Raw genomic sequence first — 22,515 nt, 5'->3', positions numbered from 1 at the left:
AGAGTTTACGCTCTCTAGGGGTTAGGAACTAGGAACTTTTATCAGAAATAAAAAATGCACATTGCATCGCAGAGAGGACGCTTTGTGCATTTTCTTCAGGTATATGACGTGAGCTCGTTCTTAGGAAGGGCAACACGTCACTTACAAAACGTGAATTACGCTTCAGCTTCGCCTTGTTGAGCTTGCTGTTGTAGGTAGTTCATGAATAGCGCGTCGAAGTTAACTGGTGCTAGGTTCAGTTGAGGGAACGTACCTTTAACTACTAGGCTAGAGATAGTTTCACGAGCGTATGGGAATAGGATGTTCGGGCAGAATGCGCCTAGGCAATGTGCAAGTTGACCTGCTTCCATTTGCTCAGCTGTGAAGATACCACCTTGTTGAACTTCACATAGGAACGCTGTTTCTTCTTCGTTCTTAACAGTAACTGTTAGACGTAGAACAACTTCGTAAACACCTTCACCAAGCTCACGGCTTTGAGTGTCTAGGTCTAGTTTAACGTCTGGGTTCCACTCTTTTTGGAAGATTACTGGAGAGTTAGGCGCTTCGAAAGAAACGTCTTTTAGGAAGATGCGTTGAATTGCAAAGTTTTGTTGTGCGTCTTGTGGTGCTGCTTCAGCCATTTTTAAATCCTTAATAAACATTTGTTGGGTCTAGGATTTTCTAAACCCAGAAATATGGTTTGTCCTGAGACTAACTGAGCAAATCTACCTTGACTAGATGAAGCGCGTATTACGTGCAAAGCATCACAACTTAGTGCTTCAACTGCTTTCTATTTGCTCAGTTTATATAAACGAGGCTGGCAAAATTGTTTTACCGCGACCTTATTTCTTACCACGTACTAGTGGAAGGTTCGCTTCGTTCCATGCAATCAAACCGTTCTTCAGTAGGCTTACGTTTTCGAAGCCTGCTTTCGCTAGTAGGTTTGCACTTTCTTGAGCGGTTTGACCCGTTTTGCATACCACAATGATTGGGTCTGATTTACGGTTTTCAAGGCTACCAAAGTTACCTGCTTTGATATCAGACGGCAAAATGTGAAGTGCGTCGGTGATGTGACCTTGTTTGAACTCATCTTTAGAGCGGATATCCACCACAACGCCGTTTTCACGGTTCATAAGGTGAGTCAATTGGTTTACGTTAATCTCTTTGTATGCTGCCGTCGCAGATTTCACGATGTTCATGATGAATGCGACAAGAAGACCTACCCAAACCAAAGATAGAATCATGTTCTGTTGGAAAAAATCAATGTACTCTTGCATGTCCTGAGCTCTTACACTGTTGGCGGAAAAATAAAGCAGGAGTATAGCGGGGATAGCCGCCTTAGGCGAGAGGGTTAAAATTTTCTAACGAATAATTGAGATCTAAGCGCTCCCAGCAAACTGGTTGAAGCTAGTCATTCATGCAATCTTATTATCACTTCCTCCTATCAATTCAATCGGCGTAATTGACTTCACTTCTGGTCGAAAAAGCGCACAATGGGTTACAACAAAAAGTTTTTCACCAAAGTATTTCGGTGGTCGTACAAAGCATCTTGAAAGTGACTATGCTTGTGGAACACGTTTGCTGACTAGGTCGGATTGCTTGCTAACTTGTAAGATAGCAACAATAAATCGCAAACATTATTTGATCTTAACCTACAGTTTTGGTTAAAAAGTGTAGTAAAATTACGCTAGTTTTGTTTCAAGGTTAGATGGAGCAGCGAAGCTCTACACCGAAAGTTACTTAAATTTGATGAGGTCATCACTATGTCTGCTAAGAAGCCATTGGCTCTAGTTATCCTTGACGGTTACGGTTACCGTGAAGACACAGCAAGTAACGCAATTGCAAATGCTAAAACACCAGTAATGGATGCACTGATTGCGAATAACCCACACACTCTTATCTCTGCTTCAGGCATGGACGTTGGCCTACCTGATGGTCAAATGGGTAACTCAGAAGTTGGTCACACCAACATCGGTGCAGGTCGCGTTGTATACCAAGATCTAACTCGCATCACTAAGTCTATCGCTGATGGTGAATTTGCTGAGACAGCTGCACTAGTAGAAGCTATCGATTCTGCAGTAAAAGCTGAAAAAGCAGTACACATCATGGGTCTTATGTCTCCAGGTGGTGTTCACTCTCACGAAGACCACATCTACGCAGCCGTTGAAATGGCAGCAGCTCGTGGCGCTGAAAAGATCTACCTACACTGCTTCCTAGACGGTCGTGATACGCCACCACGTAGTGCCGAAAACTCACTACAACGTTTCCAAGATCTATTTGCGAAACTAGGTAAAGGTCGTGTTGCTTCTCTAGTAGGTCGTTACTACGCAATGGACCGTGACAACAACTGGGATCGTGTTCAAGTTGCTTACGATCTTCTAACTCAAGCGAAAGCTGAGTTCACTGCAGAAACAGCGGTTGCTGGTCTAGAAGCGGCTTACGCTCGTGACGAAAACGATGAGTTCGTTAAAGCAACAGCTATTAAAGCGGAAGGTCAAGAAGACGCAATCATGCAAGATGGCGATGCAGTTATCTTCATGAACTACCGTGCTGACCGTGCGCGTCAAATCACGCGTGCATTCGTTCCTGCATTTGACGGCTTCGAGCGTGCTGCATTCCCAGCAATCAACTTTGTAATGCTGACTCAATACGCGGCTGATATCCCTCTAGCAATCGCATTCCCACCTGCGTCTCTAGAAAACACTTACGGTGAGTGGCTATCTAAGCAAGGTCAAACTCAGCTACGTATCTCTGAAACAGAGAAATACGCACACGTGACTTTCTTCTTCAACGGTGGTGTTGAGAACGAATTTGAAGGTGAAGAGCGTCAACTTGTTGCTTCTCCAAAAGTAGCAACTTACGACATGCAGCCAGAAATGAGCTCTCCAGAGCTAACAGAGAAGATGGTTGCTGCTATCAAGTCTGGTAAGTTCGATACTATCATCTGTAACTACCCGAACGCAGATATGGTTGGTCACACTGGTGTTTACGAAGCTGCAGAGAAAGCAATCGAAGCTCTAGATGAAAGCGTTGGTAAAGTGGTTGAAGCGATCAAAGAAGTTGGCGGTCAACTGTTGATCACGGCAGACCACGGTAACGCGGAAATGATGATCGACCCTGAAACTGGCGGCATCCACACTGCTCACACTAACCTACCAGTACCTCTAATCTACGTAGGTGACAAAGCGGTTGAGTTCAAAGAAGGCGGTAAACTGTCTGACCTTGCGCCAACAATGCTTTCTCTAGCAGGTCTAGAAATCCCTGCAGAAATGTCTGGTGAAGTGCTAGTTAAGTAATTAACTGACGATTCAGAATGATAAAAGCCCGAGTTTGACTCGGGCTTTTTTGTGTCTGCGATCCTGTGTTGAGTAAGGCGAAGAGTTATTAAGGTCAATAGACCCTAATTGAACCTGAACTATTGCACTAGGATGCCCGTACCAATAACCGCTAGTGCAGCACCTAACCAAGCAAATCGATTTGGGCGTTTCTTGGTATAAATCCACAGTAGTGGCAACAACATGATAGGTGTTGTTGAAGAAAGCAGCGCTACCATTCCCACGTTACCCTCACGCAGGGCGTAAAGAATCAATGTCATACCAATCGCCATAGCCAAAAAGCCATTTAATGCTGTAATGCCAAAGACTTTCCATGTGATGGTTTGAGTCGCGCGAGCGACTTTGGCGCCAATTAACCAAAGTGCACAATGTGCGACGAAAGCACTGATCATACGAATGGCAGAGGCGGCGACAGGGTCAACAGTGGTTTGCATGACAGGTTTAGCGATGATGCCTCCCAGAGCCTGACACATAGCGGCGGTTAAACCGAGCCCGATACCAATCCAAACGTTGCCTTTGATCTCTTCTAGCGCGTTGCTAGCTTGCCCGCGTCGACCATAGAAAATCGCCATTACGACACCGCTGAAGACTAAGGTTGCACCAATCAACTCCGTGCCAGTCATGCTTTCGCTAAATAGGAAGTAACCCAAGATGGCAGAGAACACCGCATGGCAAGAAAACAACAAGCCTGCTTGGCGTGGTCCCATGCGATTCAAACAGGCGAACAACGCGGTATCGCCAATAAAGATGCCAATTAAACCGGACGCCATCATTGGCGTAATATGTTCGGTGGAGACACTTAGCCAGCCCCCCGTGATCCACGCCATCGTGGAGAGGATGACCGCGGTACAGCCCATACGCCATCGACTATAAGCAAACGCCCCAAGATGTTGAGCGGGAACAACAGAAATTAAGCTAGAAACAGCCCATAAGAAAGCAGCGCACAGCGCCAGCCATTCATAACCCATGATTGCGAGACATCCTTGTAGAGCAGGGGAGAGGCTTTAATATGCATGAATTTATAAAGATCTAAAAGCGCATATTTATGCCAATAAAAAAGCAGCTCGTTGAGCTGCTTTTGATGGGGAGGATTACACTTTAAAGCGACTGATGTTTTCACGCATCGTATTGGCGGTATCGTACATCTGACGTGAACCTTCACTGCTCTTAAGTGATTGCTCGGCAATCATATCGGCATCGTCTTTAATGCCTTGCGTGTTACGGCTGATGTCTTCGCTTACCGCGCGTTGCTCTTCTGCTGCGCTTGCGATTTGCATTGCCATGTCGTTGATCTCAGTGATCGAGTTAGTAATGCTGGTTAAGCTGTCGTGTGCTTGCTGAGCATAATCCACGCTAGTATCTGCCAAACTGGTACTGGTTTGCATGCTATTTACTGCCAGTTTGGTGTTGTTTTGCAACGTTTCGATCATGGTGCGGATTTCTTCCGTCGAACCATGGGTGCGTTGGCTAAGTACGCGTACTTCATCGGCAACCACGGCAAAGCCGCGACCTTGCTCACCAGCACGAGCCGCTTCAATGGCTGCATTAAGTGCCAACAAGTTAGTTTGTTCGGCAATACCTTGGATCGTCGATAGGATTTGGTTGATGCTTTGCGTGTTTGCTTCTAGCTCCGAAATTACGCTGGCGGCATCGCTAACTTGCTCTGCGAGCTCTACGATCGCTTCACGATTCTTCTGGATGACGTTTTGTCCTTCCATACAAGCAGACGCTGAGTTTTGTGAAGCGCTTGCCGTCAGCTCTGCATGACTTGCTACCTCAGCAGCGGTTGCTGACATCTCATGAATGGCGGTTGCAATTTGGTTAACGTCATTTTGTTGATGCTCAACGCGACCCGCAGCCATCGCAGATAGCTCATTTGCTTGATTCGCTTGTTCTGAAAGCTGTTCACTGTTCTCGACAATGCTTTTTAACATGGTCTGCATTTGTGCAAGGAACTGGTTCACGTGGGTTGCGAGTTCGCCAATTTCATCCATGCGCTCGATCTTGATGCGTTGCGTAAGATCGCCTTCGCCCTGTGATAGCTCTGAAAGCGCATCAGACAGCGTTTGGAGAGGTTGTAGCAAGCGAGTGATGATGTAAGTACTGATTGCCGCAATAATCAGGTACAGCACGATAGAAGCAATAGCCGTAAATGTCACTTGTTCAGAGACAGACGCAAATGCCATTTGTTTGTCTTGCACAATACCTAAAGACCAATCGGTGTTCGGCACTTTAGCTACGTAAATCAGCTTATCGCCTTGGCTGGGCCATTGAATCGTGTCTAGCCTTGCTTCGCCAGCAAGTGTCATCATCGTACTATGAGTTAAGGCTGGATTGAGTTCTGTCAGCGGTTTTTGGCTAAGCTTTTCATCTTTGTAAGCTACCAAGTTATTGTTGCCATCAACTAGGAATGCGAAACCGTCATTATCAAGCTGAATATTAAGGACTTCTTTGATGATGTCAGTTACCGCTAAGTCAGCGGCAAGCACACCTTTCTTACCTTGATTGAATGCCTTAGCAAAGCTAACCACAATGCTGCCATCGAAATCTTGGTATGGCTCTGTGATGATCAAACCAGATTTCGCCATCGCATCTTGGTACCAAGGGCGAGTGCGAGGATCGTAGTCAGAAGGCCAAGATTCAGATTTATCACCGTAGGCAATTGAGCCATCAGAGAAGCCAGCATAAACCGATAGAAACTTACCGGCTCGCTTTGTCAGTAGCATCTCGCGATCGGCATCGTCACTGCCAGCGATGATGTTTTCATTCGCGAGCATCATATCGCTACGAATCGCAAGCCAGTCACTGATGTAGCGGTTGGTCGATTGAGAGATGTTTTGAATTTCTCGATTAAGGGTAGAAGTGGTTTCTTCGCGTAGTTGATTGACGGAAACCCAAGCCTGAACGCCACTAACAATGGCGATAATGACTGCAATCGCAATCTGTATTTTTAATTTGATGGTATTTCTCATTGTCTTACCTTCATAAAACAGACAAAAAGATCAACGTCACGAGTTGTGACTCCAAAGGGTATGAGACGATTCAAGCACTGAAAGTTACATGAAAGGCTGTACAAAATTTATCGACCTATATTCGATAAACTTGAGTCGAATAGTGTGATTTTTATTCAACTTATTGATTAACTAAGTGAATCAAATTTGAGATAAAAACAGAGGGAGTGATGCAAAACCAGATAGGTATATGGGTGATAAAGCTCTGCGGCAACCTTTTGTTACCGCAGAGCGATGGACTAAAACAGAATAATTACCGCACCATAGACAATGAACAGACCGACCAAGCCGATAATCAAACCGACCTTCGCCATGTCTTTACTTTCAATTAATCCCGTCGAGTACGCAAGGGAGTTTGGTGGTGTTGATACTGGTAAGATCATACCTAGTGAAGCCGAGAAAGCGACGACAACCAGCAATCCTTGTAAGCCACCGATAGCAACCAGACTTGGCATAGAAGCACCAATCGCCGCTGCAATCGGCATCAACAAGTTCGCTGTGGCGGTATTCGACATAAAGTTTGCCATTAGCCAGCACACGATCGATAGGGCAACAACGACAGCGAATGGTGATAGGGACTCATAATCAATTGCGTGTGCGAGTGCTTCAGCCAAGCCAGTTTTATCTAACGCAATACCAATGGCGATACCACCGGCTACCAGCCATAGCACATCCCAGTTGATAAGCTTGAGCTCTTCTTTGCCCATGATTCCCGTTAAGGTAAACACCGCGAGTGGAATGATAGCGACTACATAGGTATTCATGCCATGCACTTTAGTTGTCATCCATAGCAGGATGGTCATGGCGAAGGTCACGTAGACCACTATGGCACGCCAGCTTTTCTTAAATTTACCATCCAAGCGCAGTTTCATTTCCGGTTCACTAGAAGGGAAGAGCTTTTGCAATAAGAACCAAGCTAGCGTCAGTTGCACTAAGACAAAAGGCAAGCCCATCATCATCCAAGATAGGAAATCGATGCTGTTTTCTCCGGTTAAATATTGCAAGGCAATCGCGTTAGGCGGGGTACCGATTGGTGTCGCGATACCACCTGTATTAGCCGCAATTGGAATACAGAGAACCAGCGCTTTTATCCCCAAATCGCCTTTTGGTGCAGATGCCACGATAGGACCCAATAACGCAAGCATCATAACGGTAGTCGCAGTGTTTGACATAAACATCGAGAACACGGCAGTGATCAGCATTAAACCCAACATAATGAACTTAGGTTGAGTACCGAACGGTTTAAGAAGAACACGGGCGAGGTTGTTATCAAGTTCGTATTTAGAAGCGGCAATCGCGAGCGCAAAGCCACCCATGAAAAGGATGATAATAGGAGAAGAGAACGCGGAAAATATATCCGTATAAGCAATCAAATCCCCCAAATCATGCCCCGGAGGAGGGGTACGAAAGAGATGTAAGCCTTTGTCCGATATCATAATCAATTCAAGAGCAATGATAAGAATGGACGTAGCAAATACGGGGACGGGTTCTAAAACCCAAAGTAGTGCAGCAAGAAGGAAAATAGCCAATAGACGATGTTGAATTAAAGTGAGATCGTCAATTGGAATGGCATCGATCGGCATCATTAAGACACCGAGTGGAATCAAAAAACACACCAGTAATTTGACCAGTGTGTCCGCACTCATCTTTGGCATTGGCAGCCCCTTTTATCATCATCCCTCAACGCAGAATAATTGATTGCGCTTTTAGGTACTTAGAGGCAAGTACGAGTTTGAAAAAGAGAGGCGAAATTTCGAACAGAGTTTTGCTTTTCGTCAATAAAAAAGCCCCCGTAAACGGAGGCTTCAAAGTCAGTTTGAGTAGGAGTCTTACTGCTGATGAGCGTAAGGTGTACCCATTACGGTTGGCTTACCATTTTCCATGCTTTCATCGAATGCGATAGCATCTTTTGCAAAAAGGTTGATAACGGTTGAGCCAAGCTTGAAGCGCCCCATTTCTTCGCCTTTCTTCAAGATAACCGCTTTATCGCCTTCAGCAGGGTAGTCCCATTTGTAAACCGAGTTACCGCGTGGTGGCGTGATAGTGCCTGCCCATACTTGCTCGATGCTACCTACGATAGTTGCACCAACCAGTACTTGTGCCATTGGACCAAACTCAGTATCGAAGATACACACTACACGCTCGTTACGTGCAAATAGGTTTGGCACGTTCTCTGCGGTTAGTGGGTTAACTGAAAATAGGTCACCAGGTACGTAAATCATCTGACGCAGCGTACCGTCACATGGCATGTGTACGCGGTGGTAGTCACGAGGCGATAGGTACAAAGTAGCAAAAGAGCCGTCTTGGAACTCTTCAGCCAGTTTTGCGTCACCACCTAGTAGCTCTTGTGCTGAGAAGTTATGACCTTTAGCTTGGATAAGCTGACCATCTTCAATCGGACCAAATTGGCTTACGCACGCGTCCGCAGGGTGAGTGATCACCTTTTCACCTTCCGTAATTGGACGAGCGCCTTCTTTTAGCTCACGTACAAAGAATTCATTGAAGGTTTTGAAGTGCTTAGGATCGGAGTACTTCGCCTCATCCATGTTCACATTGTATTGTTTGATAAACCAGCGAATGATTGCTGTTGTTAGACCGCCAGCCTCAGCTGAAGCCAGTTTACCCACTAGGCGCGTTAGTCCGTGTTGTGGGATCCAGTACTGCAGTCCAACTTTAATCTTGTCCATCTTTAATTCCGATACTTCTGTTAGATTCTCGCTTTAGGGCGCGTGATGTTACTGAAATTTCATCTGCTTGTCAGTATTAGGTGATGATTTCTTACACAGTTGCAGCGTTATCTCGGCTACAGATCAGCTTTCTTGCTGCGTGAGTACTGACGGTTGGCTTTGTTTTCCACCATGCTTTCTAGGATGCGATGGTAGTTCTCAAAACGGACTTCACTCACTTCGCCTTTTTCCACGGCTTCTCGCAAGATACAGCCAGGATCGTCATTGTGCTTACAGTCGCGGAACTTACAACCGCCAAGATAGGGACGGAATTCAACAAATGCTTTGGTCACTTCCTCTGCTTCTAAGTGCCACAGACCGAATTCGCGTACTCCTGGAGAGTCAATCAAATCGCCACCAGTAGGGATGTGATACAAGCGAGCTGCTGTGGTTGTATGCTGACCCAAACCTGAGTTCTCTGAGATCTCGCCTTCTTCCACTTCCTGCTCAAGTTCAGGCATCAGTGCGTTTACTAGGCTCGATTTACCCACGCCAGATTGACCAACGAAGATATTGATACGATCACGCAATTGCTCTTCAAGTTCGGCAATGCCTTCACCTGATTGCTTGCTCACAAACAGTACTTTGTAGCCAATGCGTTTGTATTCTTCTAGCCACTCTTCGTACATTGCTCGATCTTCATCAGCAAGTAGGTCTATTTTGTTGAGTACTAGTAGCGGTGCGATGTTCAGGGTTTCTGACGCCACCAAGTAGCGGTCAATGATATTGAGCGAAAGCTCAGGCAAAACCGAAGACACGATCACCATTTGGTCGATGTTAGCGGCGACAGGTTTCAAGCCATCGTAGTAGTCAGGGCGAGTTAGCATTGATGTGCGAGGTTCTACGGCTTCAACCACGCCAGATATACCTGCCATTGACTCAAGCCCTTCACGCCAAAGCACGCGATCACCAGACACCAGTGATTCGATACCACGACGAAGGTTACAACGCTGCACCTCACCGGTTTCTAGATCTTCGATGTCAGCGTGTTGACCGAAACGAGTGATAACGAGACCCTGTTTACTTGCGCCTAGCATGTTCTCATCCCACTGGATAGACTCTTCTTGCTTCTTTAGGCGTTTTTGTTGGTTGCTGCGTACGCGGCGCACCTGACCTTTGGTTAACTTTTTCTTTTTTGCCACAATCTTGTACTTAATGTGAGTTAACTCAACTGATTGAGCACGCTTTCGGCTCAAACTCGTGAGTATCGTGTTTCAAGTATTTTCAGGTATAGTACCTCTTTTATCGATAAACAAATAGGCGGCGTAATCATGTCCTTTAGCGATCAAAACCTGATTTGGGTGGATTTAGAGATGACAGGTCTCGATCCTGAAACGCACAAAATCATCGAAATTGCTTCTATCGTCACGGATAGTGAGTTAAATATTTTAGCTGAAGGTCCAGTTTTAGCCGTTCATCAGCCAGAAGAAGAGCTGGCGAAGATGGATGACTGGTGTACCAATACGCACACTGCAAGTGGTTTGGTTGATCGCGTTCGCAACAGTGACGTCTCTGAACAAGATGCCGTTGCGCAGACCATCGAGTTCCTTGAGAAATGGGTACCAAAAGGCGTTTCTCCAATTTGTGGTAACAGTATTGGTCAGGACCGTCGATTCTTGTACAAGCATATGCCTGAGTTGGAAGAATACTTCCACTACCGTTATTTGGACGTGAGTACGTTAAAAGAACTGACTCGCCGTTGGAAACCAGAAGTGTTAGACGGTTTTTCGAAGCAGGGCACGCATCTGGCATTGGATGATATCCGTGAGTCGATTGCTGAGCTAAAGTACTACCGCGAAACGATCTTTAAGATCTAACTGTTAAGGCTGCGATCCAAATTGTTGTAATTAATGAGCGTTTTGCTTGCTTTTTCATCTGTCAGTAAAAAAATAAAGTTTTTTTGAACGAAGGACTTGCATCACAAAAAAATGCTCTTATAATTCGCAGCCCTGAACAGCGGAAACGTTGTTGATGCGACACTAGCTCAGTTGGTAGAGCGCAACCTTGCCAAGGTTGAGGTCACGAGTTCGAACCTCGTGTGTCGCTCCACTTTTCTTAAGTGGAAAGAAAGGCTTTCATCATGCCTTAAATGGTGAACTATGGACGCGGGATGGAGCAGCTTGGTAGCTCGTCGGGCTCATAACCCGAAGGTCGTCGGTTCAAATCCGGCTCCCGCAACCAATTCTCTTTTGAGAGTATGCGACACTAGCTCAGTTGGTAGAGCGCAACCTTGCCAAGGTTGAGGTCACGAGTTCGAACCTCGTGTGTCGCTCCAATTTTATAGCTCTCATTGTGCTTAACAATGAAATACGGACGCGGGGTGGAGCAGCTTGGTAGCTCGTCGGGCTCATAACCCGAAGGTCGTCGGTTCAAATCCGGCCCCCGCAACCAATTCTCTTCTGAGAATATGCGACACTAGCTCAGTTGGTAGAGCGCAACCTTGCCAAGGTTGAGGTCACGAGTTCGAACCTCGTGTGTCGCTCCAAATTAAAAGGTTTTCATCATACCTTAAATGATGAACTATGGACGCGGGGTGGAGCAGCTTGGTAGCTCGTCGGGCTCATAACCCGAAGGTCGTCGGTTCAAATCCGGCCCCCGCAACCAATTCTCTTTTGAGAATATGCGACACTAGCTCAGTTGGTAGAGCGCAACCTTGCCAAGGTTGAGGTCACGAGTTCGAACCTCGTGTGTCGCTCCAATTTGATAGCCTTCATTGTGCTTAACAATGACATTGCGACACTAGCTCAGTTGGTAGAGCGCAACCTTGCCAAGGTTGAGGTCACGAGTTCGAACCTCGTGTGTCGCTCCAATTTGATAGCCCTCATTGTGCTTAACAGTGACATTGCGACACTAGCTCAGTTGGTAGAGCGCAACCTTGCCAAGGTTGAGGTCACGAGTTCGAACCTCGTGTGTCGCTCCAGCTTTATAGCTTTCATTGTGCTTAACAGTGAATTGCGACACTCGCTCGTTTATAGAGCAAAAACTTGCCAAGGTTGAGGTCACGCCTTTCTATTATGAATAGGGAACCTCGTGTGTCGCTCCAGCTTTATAGCTTTCATTGTGCTTAACAATGAATTGCGACACTCGCTCGTTTATAGAGCAAAAACTTGTCAAGGTTGAGGTCACGCCTTTCTGTTATAGATAGGGCAACCTCGTGTGTCGCTCCAATTCTTATTACTGCAAAAGCAGTGATACACGGACGCGGGATGGAGCAGCTTGGTAGCTCGTCGGGCTCATAACCCGAAGGTCGTCGGTTCAAATCCGGCTCCCGCAACCAATTCACATCGCTCTTTTCATAATGCTGCGAAGCATGAACCCCTGAAAAACAATATTTAATCCGCATCACTCGATGTCGGACGATTTCGTTTGTGTTTTAAACATGAGACGACTTGTCTGAACAGCGAATAATCTGGTGTTCGGGCCCCTTTCTGCTCTTTAATTAACAGAGTTATCCACATATGTCATTCTGTGGATAAGTTGGTTGATAAAGTGTTCTCAGCTTCAATTTGAAGGACTGTAAAGAAAGATCTTTTCTTTGTGAGGGCACAATAAAAGTTTTCTGTAACTGCATAACTGCTTGTTTTATATAGTAAAACTTGCTTTTATTGCGGATCGGGTGCGTTAAATTAGGATCATTAATTTGTGTTTTTTTGATCCTAGTCATTTCTTCAGGTTGTGTTTAACTTTTTTATCTTCCCTGAATTCCTTCGACTCTATAATTTTTTTCCACATTACAGAATTGAGAACAAGGTCATGAATTGATCGTGCAAAAAGAGTTTTCAATCTCTTGCATATGAGCTACGCATTATGCGTCTCTTGGAAGTCCTTTTTCTACGATTCTGATTAAACGCTTTTTCTTGGTCTCAATAGAATCCGATTCATTTGCTGGAAGTTGGTTGAATTGTTGTGCAAGAGCCCATTCAATGTGTTCATCGAGCAGTTCACTTTCACCGCGTCTTGCTTCTAGGGCATCAATTGTTCTCTGGCTGTATTCTGCATTGCCAAGTGCGACAGAAATATTACGTAGCCATTGCAGGTGTCCAATTCTACGAATTGCTGACCCTTCCATTTGTTTTAGGAAGGTTGCCTCATCCCAATTGAACATGGTAACGAGATCTGGGTCTTCAAAACTCTCGCGGCGATGAAAATCCTCTTGCTCAGTGATTTCTGCATATCGGTTCCAAGGGCAAACTAATTGGCAATCGTCGCATCCATAGATACGGTTTCCCATCGGTTTGCGGAACTCTTCTGGGATCACACCATCAAACTCAATCGTGAGATATGAGATACAGCGTCTCGCATCCACGACTTTTTCATCGACAATCGCTTGTGTCGGACAAGATGTGATGCAAGCTTTACATTTGTCACATTGATCAACGCTTGGTTCATCAACAGGCAAAGGTAAGTCGATAAGCAGCTCACCAAGGAAAAACCAAGAGCCGCAATCTTTATCCAAAATCAGAGAGTGTTTGCCAGTCCAGCCTAATCCGGCTTTTTGCGCCAATGGACGTTCAAGGATCGGGGCTGAGTCGACAAAAGGGCGATAGCCAAATTGTCCGACTTCTTGCTCAATAAGTTTGCCAAGTTTATTAAGCTGTTTTCTCACCAATTTGTGATAGTCACGCCCGAGCGCGTAACGGCTGATATAAGCGTGGTTTTTGTTTGCCAGATTGGAAGCAAACTTTGCTTCGGGTGGCAAGTAATCCATACGTACGCTAATCACTCGCACGGTTCCCGGCAAAAGTTCATTTGGTCTGGCGCGCATCATGCCGTGACGAGCCATCCAGTCCATTGAACCGTGGTAGCCTTGATCAAGCCATTTTTGCAGAGCCGCTTCATGTTCACTAAGATCAACATCGCAGATACCGACTTTCTGAAAGCCGAGCTCTTTACCCCAAATTTTGATTTGTTGAGCGAGTTGTTCGAAGTTCATGTTTTATCACCGAGATAAAGGGGGGCGGATCTTACCGGATCTTATGAATTGGTGCTACCAGAAAGTCTAGACATAAAGTCGAGAAATAGATTTTGAAACAAAGTCATCAAAAGTTGACGCAGGCATGAGCAATTTTGTTTATGCATTCAATAGAATCAGGTAATTAGGTTTTGCCTTATTGGCTACTTTTTTCGCACATATGACATTTGAAAGCTTGTCTCTCAAAACCAACACAGTTTACTATTCCTGTTCTTTTGATTTTTATATAGTCAACGATCATTAGTTAGAGAAACATCAATGAGCACGAAACAATTTAACCTGAAAGATGAGCATGAAACGGTAGCACTAGGTACCGCGTTGGCTCAACTTTGTTCCCAACAAACCACTATTTATCTGCATGGCGATCTGGGTGCGGGTAAAACAACCTTTAGTCGTGGTTTTGTCCGTGCTCTTGGTCATCAAGGAAACGTAAAAAGCCCGACCTATACTTTGGTTGAACCTTATCAGCTGGATAAGTGGCAAGTTTACCACTTTGATCTATACCGACTGGCAGATCCTGAAGAGTTAGAATTCATGGGGATTCGCGATTACTTCACGGATGATGCGATTTGTTTGGTTGAATGGCCAGAAAAAGGGCAAGGAATGCTGCCACAACCGGATCTTGATGTGGATATTCGCTACCAAGGCGAGCAGCGCGTAGCCGAACTTACGGCAAATAATGAATATGGTGTGCAGTTACTCAGTCGATTGGAGCTATGTTGAGTCTTTCAAAATTTAGAGTAGTGGCGGCATTTGTCGCCACTTTTCTCCTTATCATCCCCAATTTAGCATTTGCTAACGTCGTTAAAAGTTTCCGAGTTTGGCCTTCACCAGATGAGACTCGTGTTGTCATCGATTTAAGCGCGGAAGCTGACTATTCCTATTTCTCTTTATCTGGACCGGATCGCTTGGTCGTGGATATTAAAAACACGTCTATGCAAGCTAAGTTGCCTGTTACGGTAACGGACAGTCCTGTGTTGAAGCGTGTTCGTAAAAGCTCTCCGCCAAACAAAAGCACATACCGTTTGGTTTTTGAGTTGAAGAAGAGCGTCAAAGCTGAACTGTTTACGCTAAAACCAACGCCAGGTGGTCAGTATGGTCATCGTTTGGTGATTGATTTGCCACATGGGGCGAAAACATCAGCGGCGGCGAGTAATACTTCTAAGCCGAGCAAACCGGCAAAACCAAGCAAAGACATGAGTACGGTCCAACGTGCACAAGAGATTCTGATCGTGATCGACCCAGGCCACGGTGGTGAAGATCCTGGTTCAATTGGTCCATCACGTCGAAAGTATGAAAAAGACGCGGTATTGAGCATCTCTCGTAAGCTTTCAGCCCAGCTAAATGCAGTACCTGGCATCAAAACTCGCATGACTCGTACTGGTGACTACTTCGTCAACTTGAATCGCCGTGTTGCGATTGCTCGTGAACATGACGCACACTTATTAATTTCGATTCACGCCGATGCGTTTACCTCTCCTAAACCTCGTGGTGGTTCGGTGTTCGTGTTAAATACTCGTCGTGCCAATACCGAAATTGCACGTTGGGTAGAGAATCACGAGAAACAATCTGAGCTACTTGGTGGCTCTGGAACGGCATTTGTGAGCAATTCAAATGACCGTAACGTCAACCAAACTTTGTTAGATCTTCAGTTCAGCCATTCGCAAAAAGAAGGTTATAAGTTAGCGACAAACATTTTAGGTGAGATGGGCAAAGTTGCTCGCCTGCATAACTCGAAACCAATCAATACCAGCTTGGCAGTTTTGCGTTCTCCGCAGATTCCTTCTGTTTTGGTTGAAACGGGCTTTATCTCGAACCCAACGGAAGAGAAGTTACTATTCCAACGCTCTCACCAAGATAAGCTAGCGCGTGCGATTACTAAAGCTGTCGTACAGTACTTGAAAGATAATCCTCCAGAAGGCACGGTGTTCTCGTCTTCTGCGAAACCTGTTGTTCATACCGTGAAGCGTGGTGAATCGCTTTCTGTGATTGCACAGAAATATGGCTCGTCGACCAAAGCGATCATGAGTGCGAACAAGCTCAAATCAAGCGGTTTAGCCGTCGGTCAGAAGCTGAAAATCCCGGGTACAGGTGCCGTTTCAGTATCCATCCCGAATAAACCTAACACGGTAGAAACTGAGACAATTACGCACACTGTTAAATCTGGCGAGTTCCTCGGTAAGATCGCAAGCCACTACAAAGTGAGGATTGCTGATATCCGCCGTGAAAATAATTTGAAATCAGATACGCTTTGGGTCGGTCAGAAGTTGAAGATCACCGTTGCGGTGAAAGACAAACCAATTCGCAAACACAAGGTTGCTCGTGGAGAATACCTAGGCAAGATTGCGTCGAAATATGGTGTCAGTGTCTCTAGCATTCGCAAAGCGAACAACTTGCGCTCTGATGAGCTTGCCGTCGGGCAGGTACTGATTATTCCAAACAAGTAAGTGAACTGATAACTCATCATGACCATTAAGATTTTGCCAGCACGATTGGCAAACCAAATCGCGGCAGGGGAGGTAGTTGAAAGACCTGCCTCTGTCGTGAAAGAACTGGTAGAAAACAGTCTCGACTCTGGTGCAACCCGTATCGATATTGATATCGAGAAAGGTGGCGCTAAGCTAATTCGTGTGCGCGATAACGGCAAAGGGATTGTGAAAGATGAGTTAGGTTTGGCGCTAAGTCGCCATGCTACGTCTAAGATCCATACATTGGACGATCTCGAAGCCATCATGAGTTTGGGGTTCCGCGGTGAGGCGTTAGCGAGTATTAGCTCGGTGTCGCGCTTGACCATGACTTCTCGTCCAGCCGCACAGGAACAAGCGTGGAGTGCCTATTCTGAAGGGCGTGACATGAAGGTCAAACTCCAACCGACGGCGCATCCAATTGGTACCTCAGTTGAAGTCTTAGACCTGTTCTTTAATACGCCTGCGCGCCGTAAATTCCTCCGCACGGAAAAAACCGAATTTGCTCACATCGACGAGCTGCTAAAGCGTATTGCGTTAAGTCGCTTTGATGTCACTATCAATGTTCGCCACAACGGCAAAATGATTCGCCAATATCGCGCGGCAAAAAATCAGCTTCAAACAGAAAAACGCATTGCTGCGGTATGTGGTAATGCTTTTGTGCGTAATATGCTGCGCATCGAACTGGAACATCAAGGGCTCAAGCTTCATGGTTGGATTACAACGCCAGAAGGGGCTAGGCAGCAAAGTGATCTACAGTATTGCTACGTGAATGGCCGCATGATGCGTGACAAATTGATCAATCACGCGATTCGTCAAAGTTACGAAACCAGCCTCAAACCTGATCAATTCGCGGCGTATGTATTGTTTATTGAGCTCGATCCGCACCAAGTGGATGTTAACGTGCACCCTGCAAAGCATGAAGTGCGTTTCCATCAAGCACGTCTGGTGCATGATTTCATCTATCAAGCGTTGGCAGATGCCCTTGCGCAAAGTTCAGTGATTGATAAGCCACATGTGAATGAATCTGCATTCCACCACGCAGATCCTGTTGAGGCAGCAGAGTCACTTGAGGCAATGACGTCTCTCCCTGAACCAGAAAGTTCGCCAGAGGCAACTAGCACTCCAGAACTAACTGGTGCTCCAGAACATATCGCTTCCCCAGTGCCAGAACGCGTGTATCAAGCGATTGATAATACCCCAGCCTATCCGGGGCGCTCAGACTACGAAACGAAACCTCGCGATCGTATGCCAAGCGATTCCTCTGTGCGAGAAGCGCGCGTAGCAGACTCGTTCAAGAGAACAGATTGGATTGAATCAAAACCTGCGCCTAAACCGAGTGCACACAAAGAACAGCGTCATGCTGAGCCAGCACCAAGCAAACAAGAGGTGCGTGCGTATCATGAATTGCTACAGACACCTGATTTTGAACCTCGAAGCGAAACCAGTGCGGCTGCGATCACTAATCAAGCAGAGACAGCTTTAACCCCAGTGATGGCGCTGAGCAAAGCTTTAGCTGTGGTCGATGAGCAGTACGTATTAATGAGCAGCGACAGTGGTGTGGCTTTGGTTGCACTACCAAGAGCTGAGTTCTATCGAACCAAAGGGCAACTCACACCAAGTGATGGTGCATTAAAAGCGCAACCACTACTGGTACCATTATCGGTGAAATTGGAGCCGGAGTTGGTTCAACTTGCGCAGGATTACCAACAAGATTTTGCTCAGTTAGGCATTCAGCTAAAAGCTCGAAATGATAAAGCCTTGATGGTCATGGGCGTACCTTCACCATTGCGTCAACAAAACTTACAAAATTTGATACCAGATCTGTTATCTTACGCGCAAACTCGCGTGACGAGGGAAGTGGCAACGGCTCAGTTATTATCTGAGCTGATAGATTGGCTTGCTTTGCAGGTCACCACAGTTAAGAGCCACTATACTCTTTCCGAAGCCATCCAAATTATTGCGGAACTTGAACAGCTAAGACATGGTCAATTGCCATTAGAAGACACGAAATTTGTGTCTGCTGTTGATTTCTCTGCCACGATTGCCAAATTAAGACCATGACAGACAAACTACCTTTGGCGCTATTTTTAATGGGGCCAACTGCATCAGGTAAAACAGAGCTAGCGATTCGTCTTCGCCAGAAATATCCGGTTGAGATCATCAGCGTGGATTCGGCGTTGATCTACAAAGACATGAACATTGGTACGGCGAAACCTGATGAGCGCGAGCTGAGTCTAGCGCCGCATCGTCTCATCGATATTCTTGACCCGAGCGAATCGTACTCTGCGGCGGACTTCCGTCGTGATGCACTACAAGCAATGGATGACATTGTTGCAGAAGGAAAAATTCCGCTCTTAGTTGGCGGTACAATGCTGTATTACAAAGCGTTACTTGAAGGCTTATCACCTCTTCCTGCTGCAAATCCTGAAATTCGTCAGCAAATTGAGCAAGAGGCATTGACTAAAGGTTGGTCGGTGTTGCACGATGAGCTGAAAGAGATTGATCCTGTATCAGCTGCGAGAATTCATCCAAACGATCCTCAACGTTTATCGAGAGCGTTGGAAGTCTTCCGTATTTCAGGTAAAACTCTTACTGAGTTGACTCAAACTAAAGGCGACAGCTTGCCTTACCGAGTCAAACAGTTTGCAATAGCTCCCAAGGACAGGGCAGAACTTCACCGTCGAATTGAACTGCGTTTCGATAAGATGATGGAAGCGGGTTTTGAAGAGGAAATGAAAGCGTTGTATGCGCGCAAGGATCTTCACCCTGATCTTCCTTCTATTCGTTGCGTTGGCTACAGACAGATGTGGGAGTACTTAGATGGGGACTGCACACGCGACGAAGCCGTTTTTCGTGGCATTTGTGCAACTCGTCAATTGGCCAAGCGTCAAATCACCTGGTTACGCAGCTGGAATGATTTAACTTGGTTGGATAGCGATAACATTGAACAGGCACTTGAAACCATGTCAGAAGCAATAGCATCTGATTGAGATAGCTGTGTATAATGTGATCGTTTTTGCGTGAACGCACTCTCAAAGGATCTGTTATTGGCGGTTTTTATACTATGCTGCTAATTACTTAGGGTGCATTTTTGATTCGTTTAGCTCAGATGCAAAAAGCAGTACCTTTTGCATTGCACCACTAGCTAAATAATTACAACTACAAATTAAATAAGGAAAATAAAATGGCTAAGGGGCAATCTCTACAAGACCCATTCCTAAATGCGCTACGTCGTGAGCGTATCCCGGTATCTATCTACCTTGTGAACGGTATCAAACTGCAAGGTCAGATCGAATCTTTCGATCAATTCGTGATCCTATTGAAGAACACTGTTAACCAAATGGTGTACAAGCACGCAATCTCTACAGTTGTGCCGGCTCGTCCAGTAAGCCACCACAGCGGTGATCGTGCTCAAGGTGATCGTCCACAAGAGAAATCTGAAGATTAATTCTTCATTTAGTATTTTTACAATAAGGAGTTGATTGCTTGTTTGACCGTTATGAATCCGGTGAGCGAGCCGTACTTGTTCATATCAACTTCACGCAAGAAGGTGAATGGGAAGATCTAGCTGAATTCGAAATGCTGGTTTCTTCCGCTGGGGTAGAGACGCTACAAGTTGTGACTGGTAGTCGTCAATCCCCACACCCGAAATACTATGTCGGAGAGGGTAAGGCACAAGAAATTGCTACTGCGGTGCAATTAACTGGTGCTGAAATTGTGATTTTTAATCACTCCCTCTCTCCTGCCCAAGAACGTAACCTCGAAGCACTGTGCAAATGTCGAGTTCTCGACCGCACCGGTCTCATCCTCGATATCTTTGCTCAACGAGCACGAACACACGAAGGTAAGCTACAAGTTGAGCTAGCCCAACTTCGCCATATTTCTACTCGTTTGATTCGTGGTTGGACGCACCTTGAAAGGCAGAAAGGCGGTATCGGTCTACGTGGTCCAGGTGAAACCCAGTTAGAAACCGACCGTCGTTTATTGCGTGACAGAATCAAAGCTATCTTGCGTCGACTTGAAAAAGTGGCCAAGCAGCGTGAACAAGGACGCCGTGCCCGAAACCGAGCTGAAATACCAACCATTTCTCTCGTGGGCTACACCAACGCGGGTAAGTCGACACTCTTCAACCGTATTACAGAAGCTGGCGTTTACGCGGCAGATCAACTGTTTGCTACTCTTGACCCAACTTTACGTAAGATAGAGTTAGCAGATGTAGGACCTGCAATACTTGCAGATACTGTTGGTTTTATCCGACACCTGCCTCACGATTTGGTTGCTGCCTTCAAAGCAACCTTGCAGGAAACGCAAGAAGCTGACATTTTGTTACATGTTGTTGATGCCAGTGACGAGCGTTTTCGTGAGAATATTCAAGCTGTTCATGAAGTCTTAGAAGAGATCGATGCACATGAAGTGCCGACGCTCGTAGTAATGAACAAGATTGACAATCTAGAAGAGCAGAAACCACGTATAGAACGAGATGAGGAAGGCGTGCCTCGCGCGGTCTGGGTTTCTGCAATGGATGGATTAGGCATTGATCTTCTGTTTGACGCGCTGACCGAGCGTTTAGCGTCGCAAATGGTTGAGCATCAGTTGCGAATTCCTCCACAGTATCAAGGACGATTCCGTAGTACATTCTTCCAAATGAAGTGTATTCAACGTGAGGAATATGACCAGGAAGGTAACTTGTTGATCGATATTCGAATGCAACAGGTAGATTGGTCTAGACTTGAAAAAAGAGAAGGGGCAGTTTTAGTCGACTTTATAGTCACTTAAAGGACTGCTACAGTATAACGTCATATCAAATGATGGAGCTTTCTAATGGCGTGGAATGAGCCTGGAAATAACAACGGCAACAATGGCCGCGATAATGACCCTTGGGGTAATAATAATCGTGGTGGCCAGCGTCCTGGTGGCCGAGATCAAGGTCCGCCAGATTTAGATGAAGTGTTCAGCAAACTGAGTCAAAAGCTGGGTGGCAAGTTTGGTAAAAAAGGCGGCGGTGGTTCTTCTATCGGCGGTGGCGGTGGCGCAATTGGCTTCGGCGTAATTGCGGTTATTGCGATTGCGGTGTGGTTCTTCGCTGGTTTTTACACCATCGGTGAAGCAGAACGTGGTGTTGTGCTGCGTTTAGGTAAATACGACCGTATCGTAGACCCAGGTCTGAACTGGCGTCCTCGTTTTATCGACGAATACGAAGCGGTTAACGTGCAAGCGATTCGTTCGCTACGTGCATCTGGTCTAATGCTGACAAAAGATGAAAACGTAGTAACAGTAGCAATGGACGTTCAATACCGTGTTGCTGACCCATACAAATATCTATACCGCGTAACCAATGCAGACGACAGCTTGCGTCAAGCAACAGATTCGGCGCTACGTGCGGTAATTGGTGACTCACTGATGGATAGCATCCTAACAAGTGGTCGTCAGCAAATCCGTCAAACGACACAAGAAACGCTAAATCAAATCATCGATAGCTATGATATGGGTATCGTGATTGTTGATGTGAACTTCCAGTCTGCGCGTCCGCCAGAGCAAGTTAAAGATGCGTTTGATGATGCAATCGCTGCGCGTGAGGATGAAGAGCGTTTCATCCGTGAAGCAGAAGCTTACAAGAACGAAATCTTGCCGAAAGCAACAGGTCGTGCAGAGCGTTTGAAGAAAGAAGCGCAAGGTTACAACGAGCGTGTAACCAACGAAGCTCTTGGTCAAGTCGCTCAGTTTGAAAAACTGCTGCCTGAATACCAAGCGGCACCTGGTGTAACTCGTGACCGTCTGTACCTAGATGCGATGGAAGAGGTTTACTCAAGCACATCGAAAGTGTTGATTGACTCTGAATCTAGCGGCAACCTTCTTTACCTTCCAATCGATAAACTGGCTGGTCAAGATGGTCAAACAGACACTAAACGTAAATCGAAATCGACTTCAACGTACGATCACATCCAATTGGAATCTGAGCGTTCGCAAGAAGACACTTCGAACACGCAGTCTCGTTCAACTGGTACACGTCAAGGGAGATACTAA

At 46.0% G+C, this 22,515-nt stretch carries 17 protein-coding genes and 10 tRNA genes; 19 read left to right on the top strand and 8 right to left on the bottom strand.

Annotation, left to right across the window (positions count from 1 at the left end; translation table 11 throughout):
• Positions 1-155: 155 nt before the first annotated feature.
• A complete protein-coding gene (gene secB / locus OH459_RS19865) occupies positions 156-620 on the bottom strand; it encodes a protein-export chaperone SecB (RefSeq protein ID WP_005386410.1) in 465 nt (154 codons plus the stop codon).
• 201 nt (positions 621-821) lie between these two features.
• Positions 822-1,256 (bottom strand): rhodanese-like domain-containing protein, encoded by a 435-nt coding sequence (locus OH459_RS19860; protein WP_005448321.1) that lies wholly within the window; start codon positions 1,254-1,256, stop codon positions 822-824.
• Positions 1,257-1,742: 486 nt separating this feature from the next.
• Here OH459_RS19860 and gpmM point away from each other — a divergent pair, with 486 nt between their 5' ends.
• A complete protein-coding gene (gene gpmM, locus OH459_RS19855) occupies positions 1,743-3,275 on the top strand; it encodes a 2,3-bisphosphoglycerate-independent phosphoglycerate mutase (RefSeq protein WP_005448323.1) in 1,533 nt (510 codons plus the stop codon).
• Between the two features lie 119 nt (positions 3,276-3,394).
• On the opposite strand, the gene OH459_RS19850 is transcribed toward gpmM, so the two are convergent.
• The 5 genes from OH459_RS19850 to rsgA form a co-directional block, all read right to left on the bottom strand.
• The gene (locus OH459_RS19850; RefSeq protein WP_049538031.1) at positions 3,395-4,282 is read right to left on the bottom strand and encodes a DMT family transporter; all 888 of its coding nucleotides are present in this window, start codon (positions 4,280-4,282) and stop codon (positions 3,395-3,397) included.
• Between the two features lie 123 nt (positions 4,283-4,405).
• On the bottom strand, positions 4,406-6,286 hold the full coding sequence (locus OH459_RS19845) for a methyl-accepting chemotaxis protein (protein WP_017190943.1): 1,881 nt from the start codon (positions 6,284-6,286) through the stop codon (positions 4,406-4,408).
• Positions 6,287-6,564: 278 nt separating this feature from the next.
• On the bottom strand, positions 6,565-7,980 hold the full coding sequence (locus OH459_RS19840; protein ID WP_005448329.1) for an SLC13 family permease: 1,416 nt from the start codon (positions 7,978-7,980) through the stop codon (positions 6,565-6,567).
• A 174-nt stretch (positions 7,981-8,154) separates the two neighbouring features.
• Positions 8,155-9,012 carry an archaetidylserine decarboxylase gene (gene asd / locus OH459_RS19835; protein WP_009701924.1) on the bottom strand — a complete coding sequence of 286 codons (858 nt, stop codon included), beginning with the start codon at positions 9,010-9,012 and terminating at the stop codon, positions 8,155-8,157.
• Positions 9,013-9,128: 116 nt separating this feature from the next.
• Positions 9,129-10,193, bottom strand: coding sequence for a small ribosomal subunit biogenesis GTPase RsgA (gene rsgA / locus OH459_RS19830; protein WP_005448333.1), 1,065 nt, complete (start codon positions 10,191-10,193; stop codon positions 9,129-9,131).
• A 129-nt stretch (positions 10,194-10,322) separates the two neighbouring features.
• Here rsgA and orn point away from each other — a divergent pair, with 129 nt between their 5' ends.
• The 11 genes from orn (at position 10,323) to OH459_RS19775 (ending at position 12,328) form a co-directional block, all read left to right on the top strand.
• Positions 10,323-10,868 carry an oligoribonuclease gene (gene orn, locus OH459_RS19825; RefSeq protein ID WP_005448335.1) on the top strand — a complete coding sequence of 182 codons (546 nt, stop codon included), beginning with the start codon at positions 10,323-10,325 and terminating at the stop codon, positions 10,866-10,868.
• A 156-nt stretch (positions 10,869-11,024) separates the two neighbouring features.
• Positions 11,025-11,100, top strand: a tRNA-Gly gene (locus OH459_RS19820).
• 55 nt (positions 11,101-11,155) lie between these two features.
• A tRNA-Met gene (locus OH459_RS19815) sits at positions 11,156-11,232 on the top strand.
• 18 nt (positions 11,233-11,250) lie between these two features.
• Positions 11,251-11,326 (top strand) — tRNA-Gly (locus OH459_RS19810).
• 39 nt (positions 11,327-11,365) lie between these two features.
• A tRNA-Met gene (locus tag OH459_RS19805) sits at positions 11,366-11,442 on the top strand.
• 18 nt (positions 11,443-11,460) lie between these two features.
• Positions 11,461-11,536: transfer RNA gene (locus OH459_RS19800), tRNA-Gly, on the top strand.
• Between the two features lie 42 nt (positions 11,537-11,578).
• A tRNA-Met gene (locus tag OH459_RS19795) sits at positions 11,579-11,655 on the top strand.
• An 18-nt stretch (positions 11,656-11,673) separates the two neighbouring features.
• Positions 11,674-11,749 (top strand) — tRNA-Gly (locus OH459_RS19790).
• A gap of 35 nt (positions 11,750-11,784) precedes the next feature.
• Positions 11,785-11,860: transfer RNA gene (locus OH459_RS19785), tRNA-Gly, on the top strand.
• A gap of 35 nt (positions 11,861-11,895) precedes the next feature.
• Positions 11,896-11,971 (top strand) — tRNA-Gly (locus OH459_RS19780).
• Positions 11,972-12,251: 280 nt separating this feature from the next.
• Positions 12,252-12,328, top strand: a tRNA-Met gene (locus tag OH459_RS19775).
• A 528-nt stretch (positions 12,329-12,856) separates the two neighbouring features.
• Here OH459_RS19775 and queG read toward each other — a convergent pair.
• Entirely contained in the window at positions 12,857-13,984 is a 1,128-nt protein-coding gene (queG, locus tag OH459_RS19770) for a tRNA epoxyqueuosine(34) reductase QueG (protein ID WP_005451394.1), read from the bottom strand.
• Between the two features lie 297 nt (positions 13,985-14,281).
• On the opposite strand from queG, the gene tsaE reads away from it, so the two are divergent.
• The 7 genes from tsaE (at position 14,282) to hflK (ending at position 22,515) form a co-directional block, all read left to right on the top strand.
• The gene (tsaE, locus tag OH459_RS19765) at positions 14,282-14,746 is read left to right on the top strand and encodes a tRNA (adenosine(37)-N6)-threonylcarbamoyltransferase complex ATPase subunit type 1 TsaE (RefSeq protein WP_005438321.1); all 465 of its coding nucleotides are present in this window, start codon (positions 14,282-14,284) and stop codon (positions 14,744-14,746) included.
• Positions 14,740-16,470 carry a LysM peptidoglycan-binding domain-containing protein gene (locus tag OH459_RS19760; RefSeq protein ID WP_005451397.1) on the top strand — a complete coding sequence of 577 codons (1,731 nt, stop codon included), beginning with the start codon at positions 14,740-14,742 and terminating at the stop codon, positions 16,468-16,470. Before tsaE ends, OH459_RS19760 begins: the two co-directional genes overlap by 7 nt.
• Before the next feature lie 18 nt (positions 16,471-16,488).
• The gene (gene mutL / locus OH459_RS19755) at positions 16,489-18,552 is read left to right on the top strand and encodes a DNA mismatch repair endonuclease MutL (protein ID WP_047517377.1); all 2,064 of its coding nucleotides are present in this window, start codon (positions 16,489-16,491) and stop codon (positions 18,550-18,552) included.
• Entirely contained in the window at positions 18,549-19,481 is a 933-nt protein-coding gene (miaA, locus tag OH459_RS19750; RefSeq protein ID WP_005451402.1) for a tRNA (adenosine(37)-N6)-dimethylallyltransferase MiaA, read from the top strand. The genes mutL and miaA overlap by 4 nt, the downstream gene beginning before the upstream one ends.
• A 194-nt stretch (positions 19,482-19,675) precedes the next feature.
• Entirely contained in the window at positions 19,676-19,939 is a 264-nt protein-coding gene (gene hfq / locus OH459_RS19745; RefSeq protein WP_005451405.1) for an RNA chaperone Hfq, read from the top strand.
• Positions 19,940-19,977: 38 nt separating this feature from the next.
• The gene (gene hflX / locus OH459_RS19740; RefSeq protein ID WP_005451407.1) at positions 19,978-21,267 is read left to right on the top strand and encodes a ribosome rescue GTPase HflX; all 1,290 of its coding nucleotides are present in this window, start codon (positions 19,978-19,980) and stop codon (positions 21,265-21,267) included.
• Between the two features lie 45 nt (positions 21,268-21,312).
• A complete protein-coding gene (hflK, locus tag OH459_RS19735) occupies positions 21,313-22,515 on the top strand; it encodes an FtsH protease activity modulator HflK (protein ID WP_005451415.1) in 1,203 nt (400 codons plus the stop codon).

It is taken from the genome of Vibrio sp. MM46 (assembly GCF_027587135.1).
Taxonomy (GTDB): Bacteria; Pseudomonadota; Gammaproteobacteria; order Enterobacterales; family Vibrionaceae; genus Vibrio; species Vibrio harveyi.
Note: the sequence above shows the minus strand (reverse complement) of the source record. Positions and strands in the feature narration are given on the sequence as shown.